The sequence below is a fragment of the Bifidobacterium sp. ESL0690 genome (genome assembly GCF_029392315.1).
Classification (GTDB): Bacteria; Actinomycetota; Actinomycetes; order Actinomycetales; family Bifidobacteriaceae; genus Bifidobacterium.
In genome coordinates this window covers 1876147-1895600 of the sequence record NZ_CP113939.1, presented here as the reverse complement: position 1 = coordinate 1895600, position 19454 = coordinate 1876147, and the positions used below count along the sequence as shown (strand labels likewise).

Sequence of the window (19454 nt, the reverse complement as noted above, 5' to 3'; positions counted from 1 at the left end):
CACCAGTCACGAAGCCAGTTTCGACGGCCGATTAGTTCGTGAGGAATTCCGGCACGGCCTCGGCCGCGTCGAGCCCCTTCTGATACATCTTCTCCAAACCCTCGGCGTTCTTGCTCAACGTGTCCAGGCCACACAGGTCATCAGGCGCCAAAATCAGCACCTTGCCTTCGGCGGCAAGTTTCTCAGCCACTTTCATCTCTTCGTTGTAAGTACGATAACGATTCTTGAGCCGTTCCGCGGCAGCGGGGTAGGAGCGCTTCAGCAATGCGGCCGGAGCGGCGTCCTTCTTGGCCTCGCGCACGAAATCGCGCTGGTGGGTGAGGATGAGCACGATGCGGTCGTAGCCCTCGTCGGCTGCCAGTTGCACCGGAATCGGATCGGCGATGCCGCCGTCGTAATAGGGAATGCCGTCAACGACATACGGTTCGCAGGCGACCGGAACCGCGCTGGAGGCCTTCATCACGTCGTAATTGTCTTGATGCACATCCGACTTGTCGAAATAGCGGGCGTAGCCGTTGCGCGCGTCGCAGGCCACCACGGTGAATTCGATGGGTGAGGCGGCGAAGGCGGGGTAGTCCACCGGGTATTCGCCGTCCGAATTGGAAAGCGTGCCGTAGATATAGTCCAGATTGGCGTAATTGTGCAGCTTGAAGAAGTTGTTGGCGCTCGCGTATTCGGGGCGGAAGGCGTATTCCGTATAGAACTTGTGGGTGCGTCCGCGCTGGCCGGAAATGTAGGAGATCATGTTGGCGCTGCCTGCGGAGACGCCGTAGCACTTGTCAACGGTGATGCCCAAGTCCATGAGCCGGTCCATCACACCGGCGCCGTAGATGGAACGGAAGCCCCCGCCAACATCGATCAAAGCAGTTCTCGTCATCGTCTCACCTTTCCTTTGGAGCCGAAGTCACTATCTATAGTTAACCGAGCATACGTCTGCCTTACGGACATTATTTCGATGCTGGTTGAAGACATACAAAGGATGATTTGGTGACGAATTCTTATTGGCTAAGAAAGCCTGCAAGGGTTTATGAGATCGGTTTTCTCCGATAAAGTTACGCATTGAGGCGCTTGGCGGCCAGGACGGCCATGCGGGCACTCGTGTCAGAGTTTTCGAGCGTGACGCTGCCTTGGGCATCGGGGGCAGCCAGGGCGTCCGAGGCGGCGAGGAGGTCGTGCAGGCGGTGGGCGGTGCCTTCGTTGCCGTCGATGATGGCGGTGGAGGCGGGGAGCAGCTCGCGGAAATAATCGCGATAGAAGACGAAATGCGTGCAGCCCAGCACCACCGAATCGATGGTATCGAGGTCGTAGCTATCGAAATAACGGTGCAGCGTACGCATCACGAGATTGTGGTCTTCAAGTTGGTCGTGCTCCACGATTTCCACCAGGTCGGGGCAAGGCTGGCGATAGATGGTATTGGTGGCGCTGAAACGCTGCATCAACGCGGTGAATTTCTTCTCGCGCAGTGTCAATGGGGTAGCGGCGACGATGACCTGCTGTGGCTTTCCGTGCCCTCGGTCGCAGGCCACTTTAAGTGCCGGTTCCATGCTGATGATAGGCAGGTCGTAGGTGGCCCGCAGATCGTTGACGGCGGCTGAAGTGGCGGTGTTGCAGGCAATGACGATGGCCTTGACGCCCATGGCGACGAATCGCTCGACGATATCAAACGAAAGTTTGCGCACTTCTTCCGGGGTTTTGGTGCCGTATGGTGCGTTGGCGGAGTCGCCGAAATAGATGATGCGTTCGTTCGGCATTTCCCTGCGGATTTCGCGCACAACGGAGATGCCGCCCAGCCCCGAATCGAACACGCCAATGGGAGCGTTTAATGCCATGCCGTCCTCTTTCACCGCGATTTTTCAACCAGTCTGATTGTAAGCTTAGCGATTTTGCTCTTGTATCGTACTGGCTTGAGCGAACATCCACACGATAGGCAACTGCGCCGACTGAAGTGATTTCGTTCCACCGGTAATCCGAAAGCCATCTACTTACGAATTATTATTATTGTTTTCATTGCTGTTTTATATCTCGGTTCTCGGCATGAGGTGCGGGAGCAGGTAGACTTGTCTGTTATGAGTCTTCCGCAATTCGTCTATAAAGGGCATGGCACCGGCAACGATTTCGTCATCTATATCGACCTCGAGGGCAAGCTTGAGCCGACTGCCGACGAGGTTCGCCATATCTGCGACCGGCATTTCGGCATCGGTGCCGACGGTCTGATCCGCCTGACCAAGCCGGAATATGTCAGCGACCTTTCGGCAGTTGCGGCCGAGCAATGCCGCGAGGGCGGGGCCGATTGGTTCATGGATTACCGCAATGCCGACGGAACTCTTGCGGAGATGTGCGGCAACGGGACACGGGTGACGACGTTGCTTGCTCAGCGTGCCGGTATAGCGGATGTTCCCGGCGGTGCGCCTTTCAAGCTCGGCACACGGGCCGGGGCCAAGACACTGCGCTCGCTGGGAGCGCTTGAGCCTTACGGCGACGACGTGTTTCAAGTGAGTCTTGGTGCCGGCAAAATCGGGGAGTTGGATACCTACAAGGTTACTATTCCGGGAACTGACGGTGAGGCTGCCGGAACGTTCGTGGATATGGGCAATCCCCATGTCGTCTCCATTCTGGAGGATGGCAAGGCCGCACTGCCTGCCGTCGAGGATTTGAACCTCATCGTCAAGCCCGTGGTAAGCCCAATGATCGAGACCGACCAGAACGCCGAATTTGTACGCATCGACGCTTGTGACAAAGCCGCCGACACGGGCCGTGCCACCATGCGCGTGAACGAACGAGGATGTGGCGAAACGCTTTCCTGCGGTACCGGACTTGGCGCCACGGCAGTGACGTTGAGGGCGAAGACCGGTGTGAGCCATTGGGATATCAGCATTCGTGGCGGCCTGGTGCATGTCGACGTCAGCGATGAGGATGTGCTGCTTACCGGTGCGGCGGTCATCGTGGCGAAAATCGAACTGCTTGAGAAATAAGTGGTTGTAAAGGCTCAATCCGTACGACTGATCAGTGTCGTTATCAGCAGCAAACAAAGAAACCCGCATGGCCGTCTATCGTGACGAACGTGCGGGTTTCTTTTAAAGGTTTGTCAAACACTCAGGCGAAGATCGCGGCGCCTTCCTTGACGAAGATCAGCGCGATGATGGCGAAGATCCAGACGATGTTGACCATCCAGTCGTAGCGCATGCGGTAGTAGGTATTGAGCCCCTTGCGCCAGTGTTTCCGCGGTATCTTCTGCACCGTAACCGTCGCATGTGTTAGCGCCATGAACATAATCGTCGTGGCGAACATCATGGTCATGCACCAGGGGCAAAGCGCCTTGATGACGAACATGGACTGGCTCATCAGCCAGTAAGCGTAGGAAATCGCGGCCACACCGCCCCACCAGGCTGCCATGGAGAACCAGTAGGGAAGCTTGACGTTGCAGGCGCCCACCACGGCTACGGTGACGAAGACGGAATAGAAGCAGATGCCGAAGAACGCGTTCGGGAAGCTGAGCCCGCCGAACTTGATGATTTCAGCCTGCCAGGATTCGGCGACGGTGGAGCAGGAAAGCACGGAGTTCACGTCGCAACCCAACGCCTTGTTGGGGTTACGCGCCAGTTTCAGCGTATCGGCGGCCAGCATCAGCGAGGCGAACAGGCCGACGCCTGCGCCCAAGCACATCATGCCGTAATTCCAGATGGGCCCGTGGAAGAATCCGGTGGGTTCCCGGCTTTCGTTCAAGTTAGGGGGCAGCTGACCGTTCGGGTCTCTCGGCCCACTTTCCATGCTCCTCACGGCGGCGGCGCTGTGTTTAGTCGACATGCATATCCCTGCTTTCTTTTCCCCTAACATTCCATAGGCTGTCGGGCTCATAGGCCTACGATAGGTCTATGACTAGCGACGAATATAACGATTGCGGTCCGGTTTCCGGCTGGGACCTTCACTGTCATACGGTCTTTTCCGATGGTACCAAGACCCCTGCCGAACTTGTTGACCTTGCAAAAGCTAACGGCCTGCATGGTATCGCAATCACAGACCATGATACCACCGCAGGATGGGGTGATGCTCAAAAAGCCGCTGAGAGTCGCGGTTTTCCGTTGCTGCGGGGCAGCGAGATCACCGCTCAGGACCATCGCGTTTCGGTGCACATGCTGGCTTATCAGTATGACCCGCAAGACGAGGGTATTGTGAACCTGTTTTCCTCCACGCGTGCGGCGCGTATCGAGCGGGCGAAGCACATGGTATCGCGTCTGTCGAAGGATTTTCCTATTACGTGGAACGACGTGATGAATCAAACCAAAAAAGGCGACGAGACGACGGTGGGCAGGCCGCATATGGCCGATGCGCTGGTGGCGGCGGGTTTCTATCACACGCGTTCCGAGGCCTTTGCCGGAGCTATTTCCTCTTCGAGTAAGTATTACATACCGACGCCTTCGCCGAGTGCTTTGCAGGTCGTTGAAGTCGTGCGGCAGGCCGGCGGGGTGAGTGTCGTTGCGCATCCTGCGGATTACAGCCGCAACAAGGTTTTGCTTTCCGACTTCCAGATTCGTGAGTTGGCCGCGGCGGGGCTGGGTGGCCTTGAGGTCTGGCATCGCGGCAATGGCGCCGAAGATCGCAAGCGTCTGCTGGGTCTTGCGCGCGAACTTGGCCTGCTCGTTACGGGTGGTTCGGATTGGCACGGGGACGGCAAGCCCAACAAGCTGGGGGAGAATCTGACCGCTGACAGCGTCGTGGCGCAAATTGTGCAGCGCGGGGCCATTCCGCTGGTTTCCTGAGCTTGGGCTAAGTAGGACTGAATTGAGCTGGGCCGGGCAGAACTGGGCAAAGCTCTGGGCTTGTTGCTGCGTGTTCACCGGAAACTTTTCTGGGCGGTAAATCGCCATTCTGATAATTGATTTCGGCAATGCAATATCGTTGTGAAAATAGCCGGGTTGGCCTAGAAAACATCTTTGGAAAATGAAAAATACCCAGCTCGTGAATTGTGTCGCGAGAGGCTGGGCATTATCGATAAATATTATTCCGCAAGCGTAATTATATATTTGCGGCTGGTGTGTCTAAAGAGCTCCGAAGCCGACGGCGTGTTTGGTTTCCGAACCGATGATGGCATAGCCCAAGGCGCCGGCTGGCACCATGATGTGGCGGTCCTTGTCGTCGACCAAATCGATTGGTTCGCCCTTCGTCACTGCATCCGAAATGGCGCGGCTGACTTCATCGGCGCTCTGCTCGGTCGTGAAATTGACCGGACGTGCCACGTTCTGAATTCCGAGTTCGACATCCATGTGTTACCTCTTTCGTGTTTGAATGGTTCTTAGGTTTTATTGTGCCCGAAGGCTGGTCATTACGCTTCTGGCTAGGATTGGCGCGCTTGTCCACTGGCGGGGGAACAGGCCGAATCGGTTTCGTCTTTCGTCTCTGTGGGCGAAATCGGTGAGATGGAACCGATTCTGCCTCAGTCGGAAGTGTCTTGTTCCTTGCCGTCTTTGCTCGAGAGCGAGGTTTTGGCGGTGTCGGAGATGTCGGAGTTGGTATCGTCGGTCTCGTTGTCATCGCTGGAATCCGCGTCATCGGTTTCGACGGCAGAAGATACGCTTTCCTTGGCTTCCGTATCATCGTCCTTGCTCGCGTCGTCCTGTTCGGCCGCGTCATCGAGTTCATTGACGATTTCGGAATCCAACCCATCTTCGTCGTCTTCGCTCTGGGCGTTGATGTTGGTTCGTGAAGCAGCGCGTTCCTTCTCCGCCTTTTCCTCGACTTCTTCAAGCCCCATCTCGGCGTCGTGCAAGGCTTGCTGCTCCTGCTCGAGCAGAGGAATCAGCGTCGTGGGCGCGTCCCGGTCGACATTGCCCTTCTTCGCAGCCTCACCATAGGCGTCGTCTTCTTCGGAATACTGGACGTGCCAAGAAACCTTGCGTTCCCCGGTTTCGTCCTCGTCCTCTTCCGGCTTTGCTCCGGACCGGCTTTCGCTGTCGGCACGCTCGGTGCGTTCTGAACTTTCTGAGGCCTCGTCGGCATCGGTTTCGATGCCCTCATCCTCGGCCCTGGCCTGTTTCTCGGCTTCGCTTAAAACAAGCGTGGCGGAAGAGGAAGGATTGGGCATGTTGGCATAGAGAGGCTTGGATTGCGCGACGGGCTTCTTGTCGTCGGTGCGATCGTCGTCATCTTCGGATACGTCTGAGGTGGCGGGCTTGAAATGCACCGGGCAATCCGCGGTGCTGTCGCTCAAGTTCACCAATTTGGTGACTTCGGCGGAACCGGTTTTGTCGTCGTCTTCCTCTTCTTCTTCGGCACGTCGCGCATTCCTGCGCCCCGAAGCGGAAGAGACTTTGTCGTCTTTCGGCGGAACGACCGCCGAAGCGGCGGTGGCGGCGCCTGCGGCTTTGTTGGCCACGACGGTGAGCTGATGCGCCAGATGCTCCACCTGCGCCTTGAACTGCAGGATCTTGGTATTGTCCGCGCGCCCGAGCGCTTCGATGAAATCGCCTACCTGCTCCATCTGCAGCCAAAGGTTGGCGCGAAGCAGGATGAGGTCGTCGATGCGCGAGCCCATCATCGCGCCGTAGGCGTTCATCAACGAGTTGCGATGAGATTCATCCATTTTTGCGAATATCCATGCCAAGTCGCGAGCTGGATCGTTGACCTGCACATCCTGCCAGTTGCCGACTTGTGTGATGGTGGAGTCGGTGAAGAGGAAATCGCCGTCCGCGAACCCTCCGTGGGTCAGCGTGGTGGAGAAAGACCAAAGGCCTTCGGTCTCGATGATTTTAGCCCAGCTGGAAGTGATGGCGGGCGGCACATGGCCAGCCTGCTGCAGACGTTTGATCCAGCCGGTCAGTTGGGCGCGAATCTGCCCGGTGGTGAAAGCCGGATATTTCGCCTCGGTCAAAAAATCGGTACGCTGCCGATGAATGGCGCCGATGGCCGTCCCAACGCTTGCGGCGTCCTGAATGGTCAGCAAATCAAGCTGCCGTGGCTCGCCTTCCACATGGGGGGTGACCAATACCGAATTCTTGCCGGTCGGGCTGCCGGTTCCAGCAGCGCTGAACGCCAACGCACGGTCCACGGCGAAGCCCAAACCGCTCATTTCATGGGATTTGGCGAGGACTTTCGCGGCTTTCGCACGCCCTGCGAGCAGCTTTTTGCCTTTCGGCTCGCTCGAAACGAAGACGTCGTAACGTCGTCCTGCGGTATCCTGCACCACGACATAATCGATACCGACGGCGTTGTCGGCCTTGTCGCTGCGGTTGTGTTCGCACACCCCGGCCATGGAGGTCTCCGGCATGGCGGCGGAGGCGAGGGCCGCCAGCATAAACTTGCTTCGTAAAGTCACATGTACCAGATTAATACATCGTATGTCCTAGAGTTTGCGCGCTTTCAAGGGATTGCAAGACTATCGGGTGTGGCTGGCACAATAACAGATATGACCACCCGCGATGCCCAAGAAATGCTTGAAGGACTTGACGACGCCCAACGTGCTGCCGCCACGGCCCTCGACGGCCCGGTTCGCATCATCGCGGGAGCCGGCGCGGGCAAGACGCGCACCGTCACCCGGCGCATCGCCTACGCGTGTGCCAAAGGCGAGTGGGATGCAAGTCGCGCGCTCGCGGTGACGTTTTCGGTGAAGGCCGCCGACGAGATGAAGCAACGTCTGGCTGCGCTCGGCGTGGGCGACAAGGTCACCGCCGCCACCTTCCATTCCGCCGCATTGCACCAGTTGCGTCGCGTTTGGTACGACGTGAGCGTCGCCCCGTTCCCGCACGTCATCGAAGATGCGCAGGAGATCATGGCCCGGGCGCTTAAACGCGCCACTGGAACCGACGAATACGATGGAATCGCCAGGCGTAATCTGCTTGCCGAAATCAACTGGGCGAAGGTCTCGCTCGTTGCTCCGGAAGATTATGAGCGGGTCTGCGCGGCCGCGCATCGCCTGCCTCCAGCAGAGCTGGCCCCGCAACGTTTCACGGACGTTTACACCGCTTACGAGCAAGAGAAAACTTCGCGCGGCGAGATGGATTTCAACGATATTCTGCTTTTGTGCTGCCACGTGCTTGAGGCTTTCGACGAACAGGCCGCGCAGATCAGGCAGTCCATCGGCTGGCTCACCGTCGACGAATACCAGGATGTCTCGCCGCTGCAGCACCGCCTGATGGACCTGTGGCTCGGAGGCGATAACCGCAACGTGTGCGTGGTGGGCGACCCGGCCCAGACGATTTATTCCTTCGCGGGGGCCTCGAGCTACGACCTGCTCAATTTCGTGGGGGAGTTCGGTAAGCTTTCCGCTGACGTCAATCTCAATACCGATTACCGCTCCACCCCTCAGGTCGTTTCGATGGCCAACCGCGTGCTCGCCGCCGCGCCCGACCGAGACCAATACCTGCGTCTGGTTTCAGCAAGAAGCAAAGACGAGGGCATGCGCGTGGTGAAAACCGCATACGAAAGCGACGAAGAGGAGGCCCAAGGCGTGGCCAAGCGTATCGCTCAATTCATAGCCGAAGGTGCGAAACCTTCGCAATGTGCGGTGTTGACGCGGCTTAACGCCCAGCAGCAGGTGGTCTGCAAGGCCTTGAAAGCACAGGGGATTGCGTATCGTACGCGTCGCGATGCCAGCGGGCAGGACACGGTGCTTGAAGACAATAATGAGAGCCGCCGCGAAGCCATGGAAATTTTGGCAAGCAGGCGCGAGCCTGGCGTCATGATCTCGTCGATTCACGCGGCGAAGGGCCTGGAATTCAAGCATGTCTTCATCATCGGCTGTTCGGAAGGGCTGCTGCCGTACGGTTCTCCCGCGCCGGGGGAGGCTTTGGAAGAGGAACGCCGGCTTTTCTACGTGGCTGTCACCCGTGCCGAGGATTCGCTGCACCTTTCCTACGCGCGCAGCAAGGATGGCGCCTCCACTTTCTCCCGCACGCCGAGCCGTTTCTGGTGAATTCGAGGATTCGATGTCCTTATGGGATTTGGCGTTGATTAATGCTGCTAAGACAATAAGAAAAGCCGTTATCAACTTTCGATAAGTTGGTACCGGCCTTTTCTGTTGCCTTTATCGTTGTTTTTCAGCTTTGCGGTTTGTTGTCATCGTTGGGCTGGTTGCCGTCGGCTTGACCGGATGCGTCATTGCCGTTATCGGGTGTCTTGGAATCATCGGATTTCGACGAATCGTTGTTGCCGTCATTACCGTGCTCGCCAGCATCCTGATTGTTTTCATCGTCGTCGCCTTGGGCGTCGAGCAGCTTCTCGAGTTCGGCGTCCCAGTCGATGCCGGGCTTGGATGAAGAGGTGGCACTGCCGTCGGCGGCGAACGTGGTGATATTCGCGTCCGGATTCGTGACATTGTCGGATTCGGGGGTTTCCGTGTCGGCGATTTCAGCCTTCTGGCCGTCGATATCCGGCAGTTTCGGCAGCAGGTCGGGGTGCGACCACTTCTCGTCACGAGCCGCGTCGCCTTCTTGGGTGCCGATTTTCTCCCAGATATCAGCCGCCTCACGCATGCGCTTCGGGCGCAGTTCCATGCCGAGCAGGCTTTCGAACGTGCGTTCCGCGGGACCTCCGACAGCGCGCTCGCGGCGCACCATCTCGCGCAGCTGATCGATATGCGGAAGATGGGCCACGCCGGCTTTCCACGTCACTGCATCGACCCAGCCTTCGACCAGCGCCAGCAACGTTTCGAGGCTTTCGAGCGCCTCTTTCTGCTCCGGGGTATCCGCGATGCCGACTTTCGTCAGGTCCACGGCACCGGAAATCGAATCCGGATCCATCGAAGTCGCGTCGCGTAGCTGCTCTTCCATCGCGTCCAAATCGATATTGATACCGCGCGCATACTTGCCGATCAGCGCCTCGAAACGCGGCATGAGCCACGGCACGTGCGCGAAGAGGCGGGCGTGAGCCACTTCCTCAAGTGCCAGGAACGCCAACACCTCGGACTGGTCGATTTCCAGCGTCTTGGCATATTCGATCGAGTTCTGCGCGATCAAAGCCCCCGCCGGATTCTTTTGCAAAGCGATGCCTTGGTCGAAGCTGCCGCGCACCTCGTGCGAAAGCTGGCCGGCCGCATGCCCCAACTGCGTGGAGAAAGCCGTGTTGCCTAGAATCTTGATGAGATTGGCCGGGTCCTTCATATTGTCGGGAATCGGCACAGGAATCGGGCCTGCGAAAACTCCCGCGATTTCCCCTTCGCCGAACTCGTCGCCGAAACGTTCGGAAATGACGCTGGAGAGCGCATCGCTCATGGACTGCTCGACCGGGCTGGCGAATTTCGCCCAGGAATCGACCGTCGCATTGACCCAATCGGCGCGGGTGAAGACCTGTGGCTCGCCAGGAGCAGGATCAATCGCACTGGCCGTGTCAAGCCAAAGATTCGCCTCGCTCATCGCCTGCCGTACGGCTTCGCCTTCGGTTGCGGTGACGGTCTGTTCGCTGCCTTCGTCGTTGGCGATGGCCAGGGCCAGGGAGGTCGCCAGCTTCACGTTGACCGGACCTTCGTCGGCGCTCTGCTGCATATCGCCCATCGTGTTGAGTCCGCTGGTGGTGAACGCGTTCATCAGCGCCTTCACTTCGGCCGGCTTGGGCAGCTTGGAAGGATCCTGGCCGAGGAGCTGGTCTTTGACCGCGTCAGGCAGCGCGCTCAACTGTTGGAAGGCCATGTTGCCCTGCATCTGACCGAAGCAGTCGATCAGCCATTGGTGAATCGCGTTTTCGTCCATCGGTATCGTCCTTTATCTTGGAAGTCCTATCAAGCAATATACAGTCCGTATGTTGATTCCATATTATGGTCTTCCATGGTCTTCTCGGCGCAAACTTCCGCTACCGACGAGATTGCGGCAATGTCGGGAATATGTTGGGTGACGGGTGCTGTTTTCGTCGTTTCGTCGGGACTCTGAACAAAGGCGCTGCGTCTGGGCAAGGCAGCATACTGGTGAGTTATGGCACGCAGTAATCAGGACCAACGGCATTCGGGCGAGCAAACGCCGATATCTCCGTCAAGCGAAGGGACGGCGGATTCGTTGTCTTACAGCAGGAATGATTTCAACAGCATCATCGGATCATCCCAAACGGATAACGGTGCCGCCGGAACTGTCGGAGCCCTCGGGGCTGCCGAAAACTCAAACGATGCCGATGAAAATTCCCTACTTGACAGCAGTGCCGAAACCGAAGAGAGTGCTGTTTTCGTTCCCGGCCATTATGGAATCTGGCATCGTTTCATCTGCTATTGCTCGCGCCATTCGTTGCGATATTTCGCGGGAATTATCTGTGCGGTGCTGTGTTTCCTGGTATTGCTGCTTCCCAGCCCTTACGTTATCGAAATGCCAGGCCCCACCCAGGATGTGCTTGGCAAAGCCGACGGCAAAGAGGTCATCGCCATCACCGGCGCAGCCACGCACAAAAGTCGGGGCAAGCTGTTGCTACTCACTGTTAACGCACAAGGCATTCCCGGTGATCCGGCGCTTGGCATCAATACACTGATTGCGTGGATCGACCCCCAGCAGCAGGTCATGCCCAGCGAGGCCGTGTTCCCGGTCGGCCAGAGTACGGATGAATACAAAGAGACCGCTACCAAGCAGATGACCGGATCCCAAGATTCCGCCACGACCGCGGCGCTCGCCTTTGCCAAAAAACACAATATAGCAGGAGCGAAAACCGCCAAGGTCCAGATGCACGTCGACGACATCGGCGGCCCGTCCGCAGGCATGATGTACGCGCTGGGTGTCATCGACAAATTGACCCCGCAGGATGAGACCGGCGGCAAGACAATAGCGGGCACCGGCACCATCGATAACAAAGGCAAAGTCGGCAAAATCGGCGGCATCCAGCTTAAGATGCTCGGGGCCAAGCGTGACGGCGCCACCTACTTCCTTGCGCCAGCCAGCAATTGCGACGAGGTCGTGGGCCACGTGCCGAACGGTCTGCGCGACGTCAAGGTCTCGACGCTCGACGAAGCCTACCGCGCTTTGGTCGCCATCGGGCAGGGCAAGGCCGATAGCCTGCCGCACTGCACCGCGAATTAGCGGGCCGATACAAGCGATACAAATGTCTAGTAATGCCCGCAATGTGGATACGCCCGAACGTTGTTGCGTGCGCTGTTCCGTATCTTTGCTATATTGGAAGGGTGAATGAAACGGCATCAAAAAACGCTGAAGAGTTCGGTTTTCACGAGGGCGACATCGTGCAGGAATGGCTGTGGGATGACGACGTGAGTGAATCCACTCGAGAGAAAATCATGGATTTGACCGGTCAGGATCTGGTCGACGAGGATTATGATTCTGCTGTGGATGGCGTCATCATCTGGTGGCGCGACGGCGATGACGAAGACGCCTTGGCCGACACCATCATGGACGCACATGGAGTGATCGGCGAAGACGGTCCGCTGTGGATTCTTACCCCCAAGCCCGGTCGTCCGGGTGCTCCAGCCTCGAATACAGTGCAGTCCGCCGCCAAGACCGCCGGCATGAACGCCGCGACGCCGTTGACGGTTTCCGAGGATTGGAACGGCATCCGTCTCCGTGCCTTCGGCAAAGGCCGCTAAAGCAGCAATAGATTTTTCAGGCTGTATAAAATCCCCACCGGCATTTGAACCGGTGGGGATTTTGACTACTTGAGTTTTGGCTGCGATTTAAAGGCCCGGATACAGCGGGAAGTCCTCGGTCAGCTTGGTGACGCGGGCGTGCAGCGCGTCGACATCCGCGTCCTTGCCTTGGGCGAGAGCGGTGCCGATGATGTCAGCGACTTCTTCATACTGCGGGGCAGCGAAGCCACGGGTGGCCAGAGCCGAGGTGCCGATACGCAGACCGGAAGCCACGGAAGCCGGGCGCGGATCGAACGGAACGGTGTTGCGGTTGACGGTGATGCCGCATTGAGCCAGCAGGTTTTCGCCCTGCTGCCCGTCCATTTCGCTGTTACGCAGGTCGACCATGACCAGATGCACGTCGGTGCCTCCGGTCAGCACGGTGATGCCCTGGGCCTTGACATCGTCGGCGTTGAGGCGGTCGGCGAGAATCTTCGCGCCTTCCAGCGTGCGCTCCATACGGTGCTTGAAGGCTTCGGTGCCGGCGACCTTGAAGGCCACGGCCTTGGCGGCGATGATGTGCATCAGCGGCCCGCCCTGCTGGCCGGGGAAGACGGCGGAATTGATCTTCTTGCCGTACTCCTTCTTGGCCAGGATGAAGCCGGAACGCGGTCCGCCCAGCGTTTTGTGCGCGGTCGAGGAAACGACATCGGCGTAGGGGACAGGGCTCGGATGCAGGCCTGCGGCCACCATACCGGCGAAGTGGGCCATGTCGACCCAGAACTTCGCGCCGACCTCGTCGGCGATCTCCTTCATCGCTTTGAAATCCTCGATGCGCGGGTAGGCGCTCCAGCCGCCGATGATGAGCTGGGGATGAACCTCGAGCGCGCGCTGGCGAATGATTTCGGGATCGATGAGGAACGTGTCTGGGTTCACGCCATAGGATTCGGCGTGGTAGAACTTGCCGGAGAAGTTCATCTTGGTGCCGTGGGTCAGGTGCCCGCCATGGTCGAGCGCGAGCCCGAGCACGGTATCGCCCGGCTTGATCAGCGCCTGATAGACGGCGGCGTTGGCCTGCGCGCCCGAATGGGGCTGCACGTTGGCGAACTCAGCGCCGAAAAGCTCCTTGGCGCGGTTGCGGGCGAGCGTTTCGATGCCGTCGACGAATTCGCAGCCACCGTAGTAGCGGCGTCCGGGGTAGCCTTCCGCGTATTTGTTGGTCAGCACAGAACCTTGCGCATCGAGCACAGCGCGGGGCACAAAGTTTTCGGAAGCGATCATCTCAAGGCCGTTCTGCTGGCGCTTGAGTTCGTCATTGATAAGCGACGAGATTTCGGGGTCCGCTTGCGCGATGGGTGCATTGAACACGTCCGACGGACTCTGCACGACTGCAGGGTTGGATGTGTCGGCTTTATATGGTTCAGCCATTTCGAACTCCTTTTAATACTCGTTAATACTTGTGCTTGCCGGGAATACAGCAAGTTGCTTCCGCTTCGCCGCCCTTTATGAAAGGAATGGATTCTACGGATTGTGCAGTCTATGGATTTTGCCTCATTGCTGCACTATTTTATTATGCCAGAAAAGAGCATGAACATGCCCCGCTTGTCCTTTTTATGGACGACCGGCTATCGCAAGAATTGATAATCCGTTATATACAAGGAATACTCGTAAGCCGTTATCGATAAAACGGTGAAAAGGAAAGTGGGCAATAAGGGATTCGAACCCCTGACATCCACCGTGTAAAGGTGGCGCTCTAACCAACTGAGCTAATTGCCCGAAGACCTCATTTACTTTACCGCAACCGTTGCCCAGCGGGGTGTCGGGGAATAGCATGCCGATTCGTAGTGCGAAAAATATACAGATTTCGTTGTAATTGATATTTTATGATAAACGTCAGTCTTATATGATATTTTCGAGTAAGCTGTAATCGATTTATATCGAATACTTCGTTTCTGCCAGAATCGACGGAATCTTGTCAGGGGGAGAGGCTGGTGGCGAATAACGGCAATAGGTGGGTCGGCAAACGTTATGAGTTGCTGACGGAGATCGGGCGCGGTGGCATGTCCACCGTGTATCTCGCCCTTGATGCCACGCTGCACAAGCAGTGGGCGGTCAAGGAGATTCGCCATATCCCCGATAAAGAGCAACGTCGCTTCATCATCGACGGCCTGATCAGCGAGGCCAACCTTATCAAGACCTTCGACCATCCTGCCATACCCCGCATCGTCGATCTGATCGAGGAAAACGGCAGCCTTTATATCGTAATGGACTATATCGAAGGCGAAACGCTTTCGAAAGTGCTTGCCGACCAAGGCCCGCAGGACGAGGAAACAGTGACCTCCTGGGGCATACAACTCTGCGATGTGCTCGATTACCTGCACCAGCGCAACCCTCCCATCGTCTATCGCGATATGAAGCCTTCCAACGTCATGGTGACTCCGGAAGGAGCCGTGCGCGTCATCGACTTCGGCATCGCCTGCGAGATGCCTCCTGCCAAAGGCCCGTTGCCGCAGGGCTACGAGGCGAGGATGGGCACGCCGGGCTATGCCGCTCCCGAGCAGTACGACGAGTTCGGCCGCAGCGACGCACGGACTGACGTTTACGGCCTGGGCGCCCTGCTTTACGTCATGCTTACCGGTAAGCCCATCAAAGGCGAGCCTTATGACGCGGCGCCACTGCGGCAGGTGCTCCCCAACGCGTCGGCGGGCCTGGAGCGTGTGTTGAGCAAAGCCATGCAGCGCGATCCGGAGCAGCGATATCAGGATTGTGCGCAATTCGCCTACGACCTCGAGCACTATTCGGACAGGGATGCGAAGCGGCGCAAGACCATGCAACTGAAGTGGCGGACGTTCTGTGTGCTGTGCGTGGCGAGCGTGGTCGCTTTGGTGGGTGGAGGCGCCACATTGGCGGCCGGTGCGGTCAATGCGAATTCGAACTATGACCTGAAAATGAACCTGGCCGCGCAGTCCAGCGATGACAATGCCGCGGAAGCCTACTACGTAACGGCCGCGAACATCAGGCCGAGTTCCATCGATCCTTACGAAGGGATGATCAAGAGGTACGAATCCGACGGGGTGTTCAGCGCCTCCGAGGAACAGCAGTTGCAGCAGTCGCTTGATGACCATTCCGCGGTCCTGCAGAAGCAGGGTGGCAATTGGGGCCGTCTTTGCTTCGATGTGGGCAAGCTTTATTGGTATTACTATTCCGTCGATCCCTCCAAGAGCCCCGAAGTGGGCGGCGACACCATCGCGCAATCGCAATATCTGCGTATCACCGCCGCGTCGCATTGGATGAATGAGGCCAGCAGAACGAGTTTCAAGGATCAGAAGCTGGCCAAACTCTATGCCACCATCGCCGATTTCAACACCACGATAGTCCCCCTGATCAACGAAGGCTCCGACGCCGGAAAGTATGCGCCGTATTTCAAGAGCATGAACACGCTCATGCACATGATGCAGTCCAGCAACAACGACGTGATGAAGCTTTCGACGGTCAATACCGTGCTTGAAGCGCTGCGCACCTATTCCCGTAAGTTCCGTGCCGACGGCGTCACCCAGGAGCAGTTGAACAAGGCGATTGACGCCGCGCAGAACCTTTCGCAAAGCGTCGATCCCACCACGACCAAGCTGCGGCAGACGAAAGATCAGGCGACCAGCTCCATCGCACCCGCGCGACAGGCGGTGGCCGAAGCCTTTGTGGACATCGCAGGAACCAATGGTGCAGGCAGTGCCGCCAATACTGGCGGAAAGGAGACCAGACTATGAGTTCGGGATTCAAGATTACCGCCGTCGTGCTGTTCTCACTGGCCGTGGTCTGCGCCATTGTGACCGTCATTCTGTATTTCGCTTGGAACGTCAGAGGGATTCGCGACACGTTGACGGGTAAGACGGCTGAGCTGCGCATCGCCGAGTTGCGTCGCGAAAGCGGGCGTTGGAAGACGGATGTAAGGCGTTCTGAGGCACCGGAAGGCGGTACGCCTTGGCGAGCCAGCCAGATACACGGCGTATCCGATTCATTGGATTCTTCCGATTTGCAACCGTTGGGTAGCGGCCAGCCCTCCGTTGGGGATTCTGCCTCCGCTGCGTTGGTGGATGACGAAAACGTGGGCACCACGATGTTGGATCAAAGCCAGCGCTCGCAAACCGGTAACGGTGGAGCCGATGGCGATGAACAGCTTTCGACCACCTTGTTGAATCAGGTTCGTCAGGCTGGCGTTGGCGACGACGAAGGCGCGACAACGCTGCTGAAGGGTTCGAAGCACGTGGGGAAGCACATTGCACCCAGCGCGGCGGCTGACGGCGAGGGGCTTGAAACGACATTGCTTGGTGGCACTTCCACCCGCTCGGCAGATGCCGGCGAGGAGTGGGTTCCGACCACGTTGCTTCCTGAACGCAAGCCGGAAGGCGGTGGTCGACGATGACGCTCGATGGCGGGGCGGCGCTTTCGCTGGGTTGCGTTGGCGGCTGACTGTCGTGTTTTTAATTTTTGTAATTGTTGGTTTCGGTTGGGTCTGAGAGGTTTGGGGCTTGGCTGGTTGATTGAAAGGAAAAGAAGATGAGGTTTACGAAGAACGGTCTGCGTGGGTCGTTGGCGGCCTGCGTCGCGGGTGTCGCGGCTGTGGCGATGTTGGTGCCGGGTTCGGCGAATGCCGTGGAGACGAGGGGGAGTTGTTCGGTGGGCACGAGCACCATCGCCCAGTGCTTCCCAGATACGAGGCTGGCCGCTGATGTGGCAGTCAAGGGCGGTGTCGCGGTCGGCGACGTGTTTACCCAGCACATCGCCGACACAGTGCTTGAAGTAGACGGCAATTTTAATTCGTTACAGGGAGTTCAGCACCTCACCAATCTGGCCACGATTCATTCTCAGTACAGTGGCGTTTCTGATTTGTCTCCTTTGTCGGGGCTCAGGCATTTGACGAAGATAACCCTTGAACATTCCAGTGTTTCTGATTTGTCTCCATTGGCCGGCTTGACGCAATTGGTTAGGCTGGATTTTACCTATGGTCACATCTCTGATCTTTCCCCGATTAGAGGGCTTACCAATCTGGAGGTGCTGAATGTGGATCGTAATAATATCACTGATATCACTCCACTGTCCGGTTTAACGAGACTTCGACACATCGAAGCATGGGATAATCATATCCGTGATCTTCGGCCCGTAAAGGCGGTTGCGCCATATCTTAGTTGGACAGACCCCGATACTGGTGGCGGTGAGAATCCCTTTGCCGGGCAGTTTGAAGAATCCACTCCTTCGGCGACGTGGCTTCAGGCTCCCATGGGGCTTAATGGTGAATACATCGAACCTTATCAAATTACTCCTAGTTCCGGTACATACAATCCGACTACCGGTGTGGTGAGCTGGTCTGGACTTAACGAAGGTGATGAAATCAGCATCGATGTTGATTATCATTTCCCCAATGAGCCAGATCCGATTGCTAGTTACACCTATTCGGCAGTAGGGACTTATTCCACTTCCGGTCCTGCGGCCCCGCAGGCTCCTGCACATGCACAACAGCCAGGTTCTGGTCCTGCTCCTGTGAATCGGCAGAAGGCACAGACTGCGGCAACGAAGGCTTCTGGTGCTCTGCCTGAGACGGGCATATCGGTGCTCGGCATTGCCGGTGTGACAACGTTGATGCTGCTGCTCGGTGCAGGCCTATTCATGGCACGTCGCCATGCCTGAACGCTAATCCCATTGACAATCCGATGGTGGGTTATCTGTTAAAAAAGATGTTTTTTGTTTTGTGTTTTGTTGGTTTCGGTTGGGTCTGAGTGGTTTGGGGCTTGGCTGGTTGATTGAAAGGAAAAGAAGATGAGGTTTACTAAGAAAGGCGTGCGTGGGTCGTTGGCGGCTTGCGTCGCGGGTGTTGCCGCTGTGGCGATGTTGGTGCCGGGTTCGGCGAATGCCGTGGAGACGAGGGGGAGTTGTTCGGTGGGCACGAGCACCATCGCCCAGTGCTTCCCGGACACGACTTTGGCCGCTGATGTGGCGACTAAAGGTGGTGTCGCGGTCGGCGACGTGTTTACCCAGCATATCGCTGACAGTGTCGTTTCATTGCGAAACCATTATGTTTCGTTGCAAGGGGTCCAATATCTCACTAATCTGGAATATCTGAAGACCTCCAATACTACGTTGAGCGATCTTTCTCCGTTGGCGGGCTTGATCAAGTTGACTCATCTGAACGTGGCGTATTCGTCTGTTTCGGACATTTCCTCGTTAAGGGGGTTGACGAATCTCACGGATCTCGTTCTTGAGCGCGATGAGATTGTCGACATTTCTGCCATTTCCGGGTTGACGAAGTTGACGACTCTGATGCTTGATGGGAACCATATCGCTGATCTTCGGCCGATGAAGCCGCTTCTGGCCTTGCCTAATTTGCAGGATGAGAATGTCGTTGATCAAACGCCGGCTACGGATCCTCAGCCGGCTGCGACATGGCTGCAAACTCCGAGGGGCTTGGATGGGGAATATATTCGGCCGACGACCATCACCCCGAGTTCCGGGGTCTTCGATCCTGTGACGGGTGTGGTCAGTTGGACCGGCCTGAATGAGGGAGATTCGATAAGTTTTGTTGCTGATTATCATTTCCCTAACCAAGCACCCAATATTTATAACTATGATTATACCAGTTTTACGATGTATTCCACTTCAGGCCCTGCCGTTCCACAGGATCCCTCATCTGTGCAGCAGCCGGGTCCCGGTCCTGCTCCTGTGAATCCGCAGAAGAAGCAGCAGCAGGCTGCGACGGCGAAGGCTTCCGGGGCTCTGCCTGAGACGGGCACGCCGGTGATTGGTGTCGCGGGTGTGGCGGCGTTGACGCTGCTGCTTGGCGCGGGCCTATTCATGGCACGTCGCCATGCCTGAACGCTAATCCCTTTAGCGGATAGGTTTCTGTGGTTTGAGGCATTTTCAGTTTTATAGATGAATGATATGAGGAATTAGGATGAGAAACAAGCATTTTCATGGTATCCGTACAGCG

Annotated in this window: 16 protein-coding genes and 1 tRNA gene; 9 read left to right on the top strand and 8 right to left on the bottom strand. The window is 57.3% G+C overall.

Annotated elements, in window-relative coordinates; translation table 11 throughout:
• Window positions 1-31: 31 nt before the first annotated feature.
• Both OZX62_RS07600 and murI read right to left on the bottom strand, forming a co-directional pair.
• Window positions 32-877 (bottom strand): patatin family protein, encoded by an 846-nt coding sequence (locus tag OZX62_RS07600; protein WP_277175602.1) that lies wholly within the window; start codon window positions 875-877, stop codon window positions 32-34.
• A 175-nt stretch (window positions 878-1052) separates the two neighbouring features.
• Window positions 1053-1829, bottom strand: a complete 777-nt coding sequence (gene murI / locus OZX62_RS07595; RefSeq protein ID WP_277175601.1) for a glutamate racemase — start codon at window positions 1827-1829, stop codon at window positions 1053-1055.
• 237 nt (window positions 1830-2066) lie between these two features.
• On the opposite strand from murI, the gene dapF reads away from it, so the two are divergent.
• Entirely contained in the window at window positions 2067-2972 is a 906-nt protein-coding gene (dapF, locus tag OZX62_RS07590) for a diaminopimelate epimerase (protein WP_277175600.1), read from the top strand.
• Between the two features lie 121 nt (window positions 2973-3093).
• On the opposite strand, the gene OZX62_RS07585 is transcribed toward dapF, so the two are convergent.
• Window positions 3094-3666 (bottom strand): vitamin K epoxide reductase family protein, encoded by a 573-nt coding sequence (locus OZX62_RS07585; RefSeq protein WP_277177075.1) that lies wholly within the window; start codon window positions 3664-3666, stop codon window positions 3094-3096.
• A 206-nt stretch (window positions 3667-3872) separates the two neighbouring features.
• Here OZX62_RS07585 and OZX62_RS07580 point away from each other — a divergent pair, with 206 nt between their 5' ends.
• Window positions 3873-4757 (top strand): PHP domain-containing protein, encoded by an 885-nt coding sequence (locus OZX62_RS07580; protein ID WP_277175599.1) that lies wholly within the window; start codon window positions 3873-3875, stop codon window positions 4755-4757.
• A 279-nt stretch (window positions 4758-5036) separates the two neighbouring features.
• Here OZX62_RS07580 and OZX62_RS07575 read toward each other — a convergent pair whose 3' ends face one another.
• Together OZX62_RS07575 and OZX62_RS07570 are read right to left on the bottom strand one after the other, a co-directional pair.
• Complete coding sequence (locus tag OZX62_RS07575; protein WP_277175598.1) at window positions 5037-5261, bottom strand: DUF3107 domain-containing protein; 225 nt, start codon at window positions 5259-5261, stop codon at window positions 5037-5039.
• Between the two features lie 170 nt (window positions 5262-5431).
• Window positions 5432-7288, bottom strand: a complete 1857-nt coding sequence (locus OZX62_RS07570; protein WP_277175597.1) for a phosphotransferase — start codon at window positions 7286-7288, stop codon at window positions 5432-5434.
• A 111-nt stretch (window positions 7289-7399) separates the two neighbouring features.
• Here OZX62_RS07570 and OZX62_RS07565 point away from each other — a divergent pair, with 111 nt between their 5' ends.
• Window positions 7400-8905 carry an ATP-dependent helicase gene (locus OZX62_RS07565; RefSeq protein WP_277177074.1) on the top strand — a complete coding sequence of 502 codons (1506 nt, stop codon included), beginning with the start codon at window positions 7400-7402 and terminating at the stop codon, window positions 8903-8905.
• A gap of 124 nt (window positions 8906-9029) precedes the next feature.
• On the opposite strand, the gene OZX62_RS07560 is transcribed toward OZX62_RS07565, so the two are convergent.
• A complete protein-coding gene (locus OZX62_RS07560; RefSeq protein WP_277175596.1) occupies window positions 9030-10676 on the bottom strand; it encodes a zinc-dependent metalloprotease in 1647 nt (548 codons plus the stop codon).
• A 219-nt stretch (window positions 10677-10895) separates the two neighbouring features.
• On the opposite strand from OZX62_RS07560, the gene OZX62_RS07555 reads away from it, so the two are divergent.
• A complete protein-coding gene (locus OZX62_RS07555) occupies window positions 10896-11978 on the top strand; it encodes a S16 family serine protease (RefSeq protein ID WP_277175595.1) in 1083 nt (360 codons plus the stop codon).
• A 101-nt stretch (window positions 11979-12079) separates the two neighbouring features.
• Window positions 12080-12496, top strand: a complete 417-nt coding sequence (locus tag OZX62_RS07550; RefSeq protein ID WP_277157956.1) for a DUF3052 domain-containing protein — start codon at window positions 12080-12082, stop codon at window positions 12494-12496.
• 87 nt (window positions 12497-12583) lie between these two features.
• Here OZX62_RS07550 and glyA read toward each other — a convergent pair whose 3' ends face one another.
• Together glyA and OZX62_RS07540 are read right to left on the bottom strand one after the other, a co-directional pair.
• Window positions 12584-13903, bottom strand: a complete 1320-nt coding sequence (gene glyA / locus OZX62_RS07545; RefSeq protein WP_277157954.1) for a serine hydroxymethyltransferase — start codon at window positions 13901-13903, stop codon at window positions 12584-12586.
• A 274-nt stretch (window positions 13904-14177) separates the two neighbouring features.
• Window positions 14178-14251, bottom strand: a tRNA-Val gene (locus OZX62_RS07540).
• A 215-nt stretch (window positions 14252-14466) separates the two neighbouring features.
• Here OZX62_RS07540 and OZX62_RS07535 point away from each other — a divergent pair.
• The 4 genes from OZX62_RS07535 (at window position 14467) to OZX62_RS07520 (ending at window position 19339) form a co-directional block, all read left to right on the top strand.
• Window positions 14467-16239, top strand: coding sequence for a serine/threonine-protein kinase (locus OZX62_RS07535; RefSeq protein WP_277175594.1), 1773 nt, complete (start codon window positions 14467-14469; stop codon window positions 16237-16239).
• Window positions 16236-16895: a hypothetical protein gene (locus tag OZX62_RS07530; RefSeq protein ID WP_277175593.1), complete on the top strand. Its 660-nt coding sequence runs from the start codon at window positions 16236-16238 to the stop codon at window positions 16893-16895. Before OZX62_RS07535 ends, OZX62_RS07530 begins: the two co-directional genes overlap by 4 nt.
• Before the next feature lie 134 nt (window positions 16896-17029).
• On the top strand, window positions 17030-18157 hold the full coding sequence (locus OZX62_RS07525) for a leucine-rich repeat domain-containing protein (protein ID WP_277175592.1): 1128 nt from the start codon (window positions 17030-17032) through the stop codon (window positions 18155-18157).
• 129 nt (window positions 18158-18286) lie between these two features.
• Window positions 18287-19339: a hypothetical protein gene (locus OZX62_RS07520; protein WP_277175591.1), complete on the top strand. Its 1053-nt coding sequence runs from the start codon at window positions 18287-18289 to the stop codon at window positions 19337-19339.
• Window positions 19340-19454: the final 115 nt, after the last annotated feature.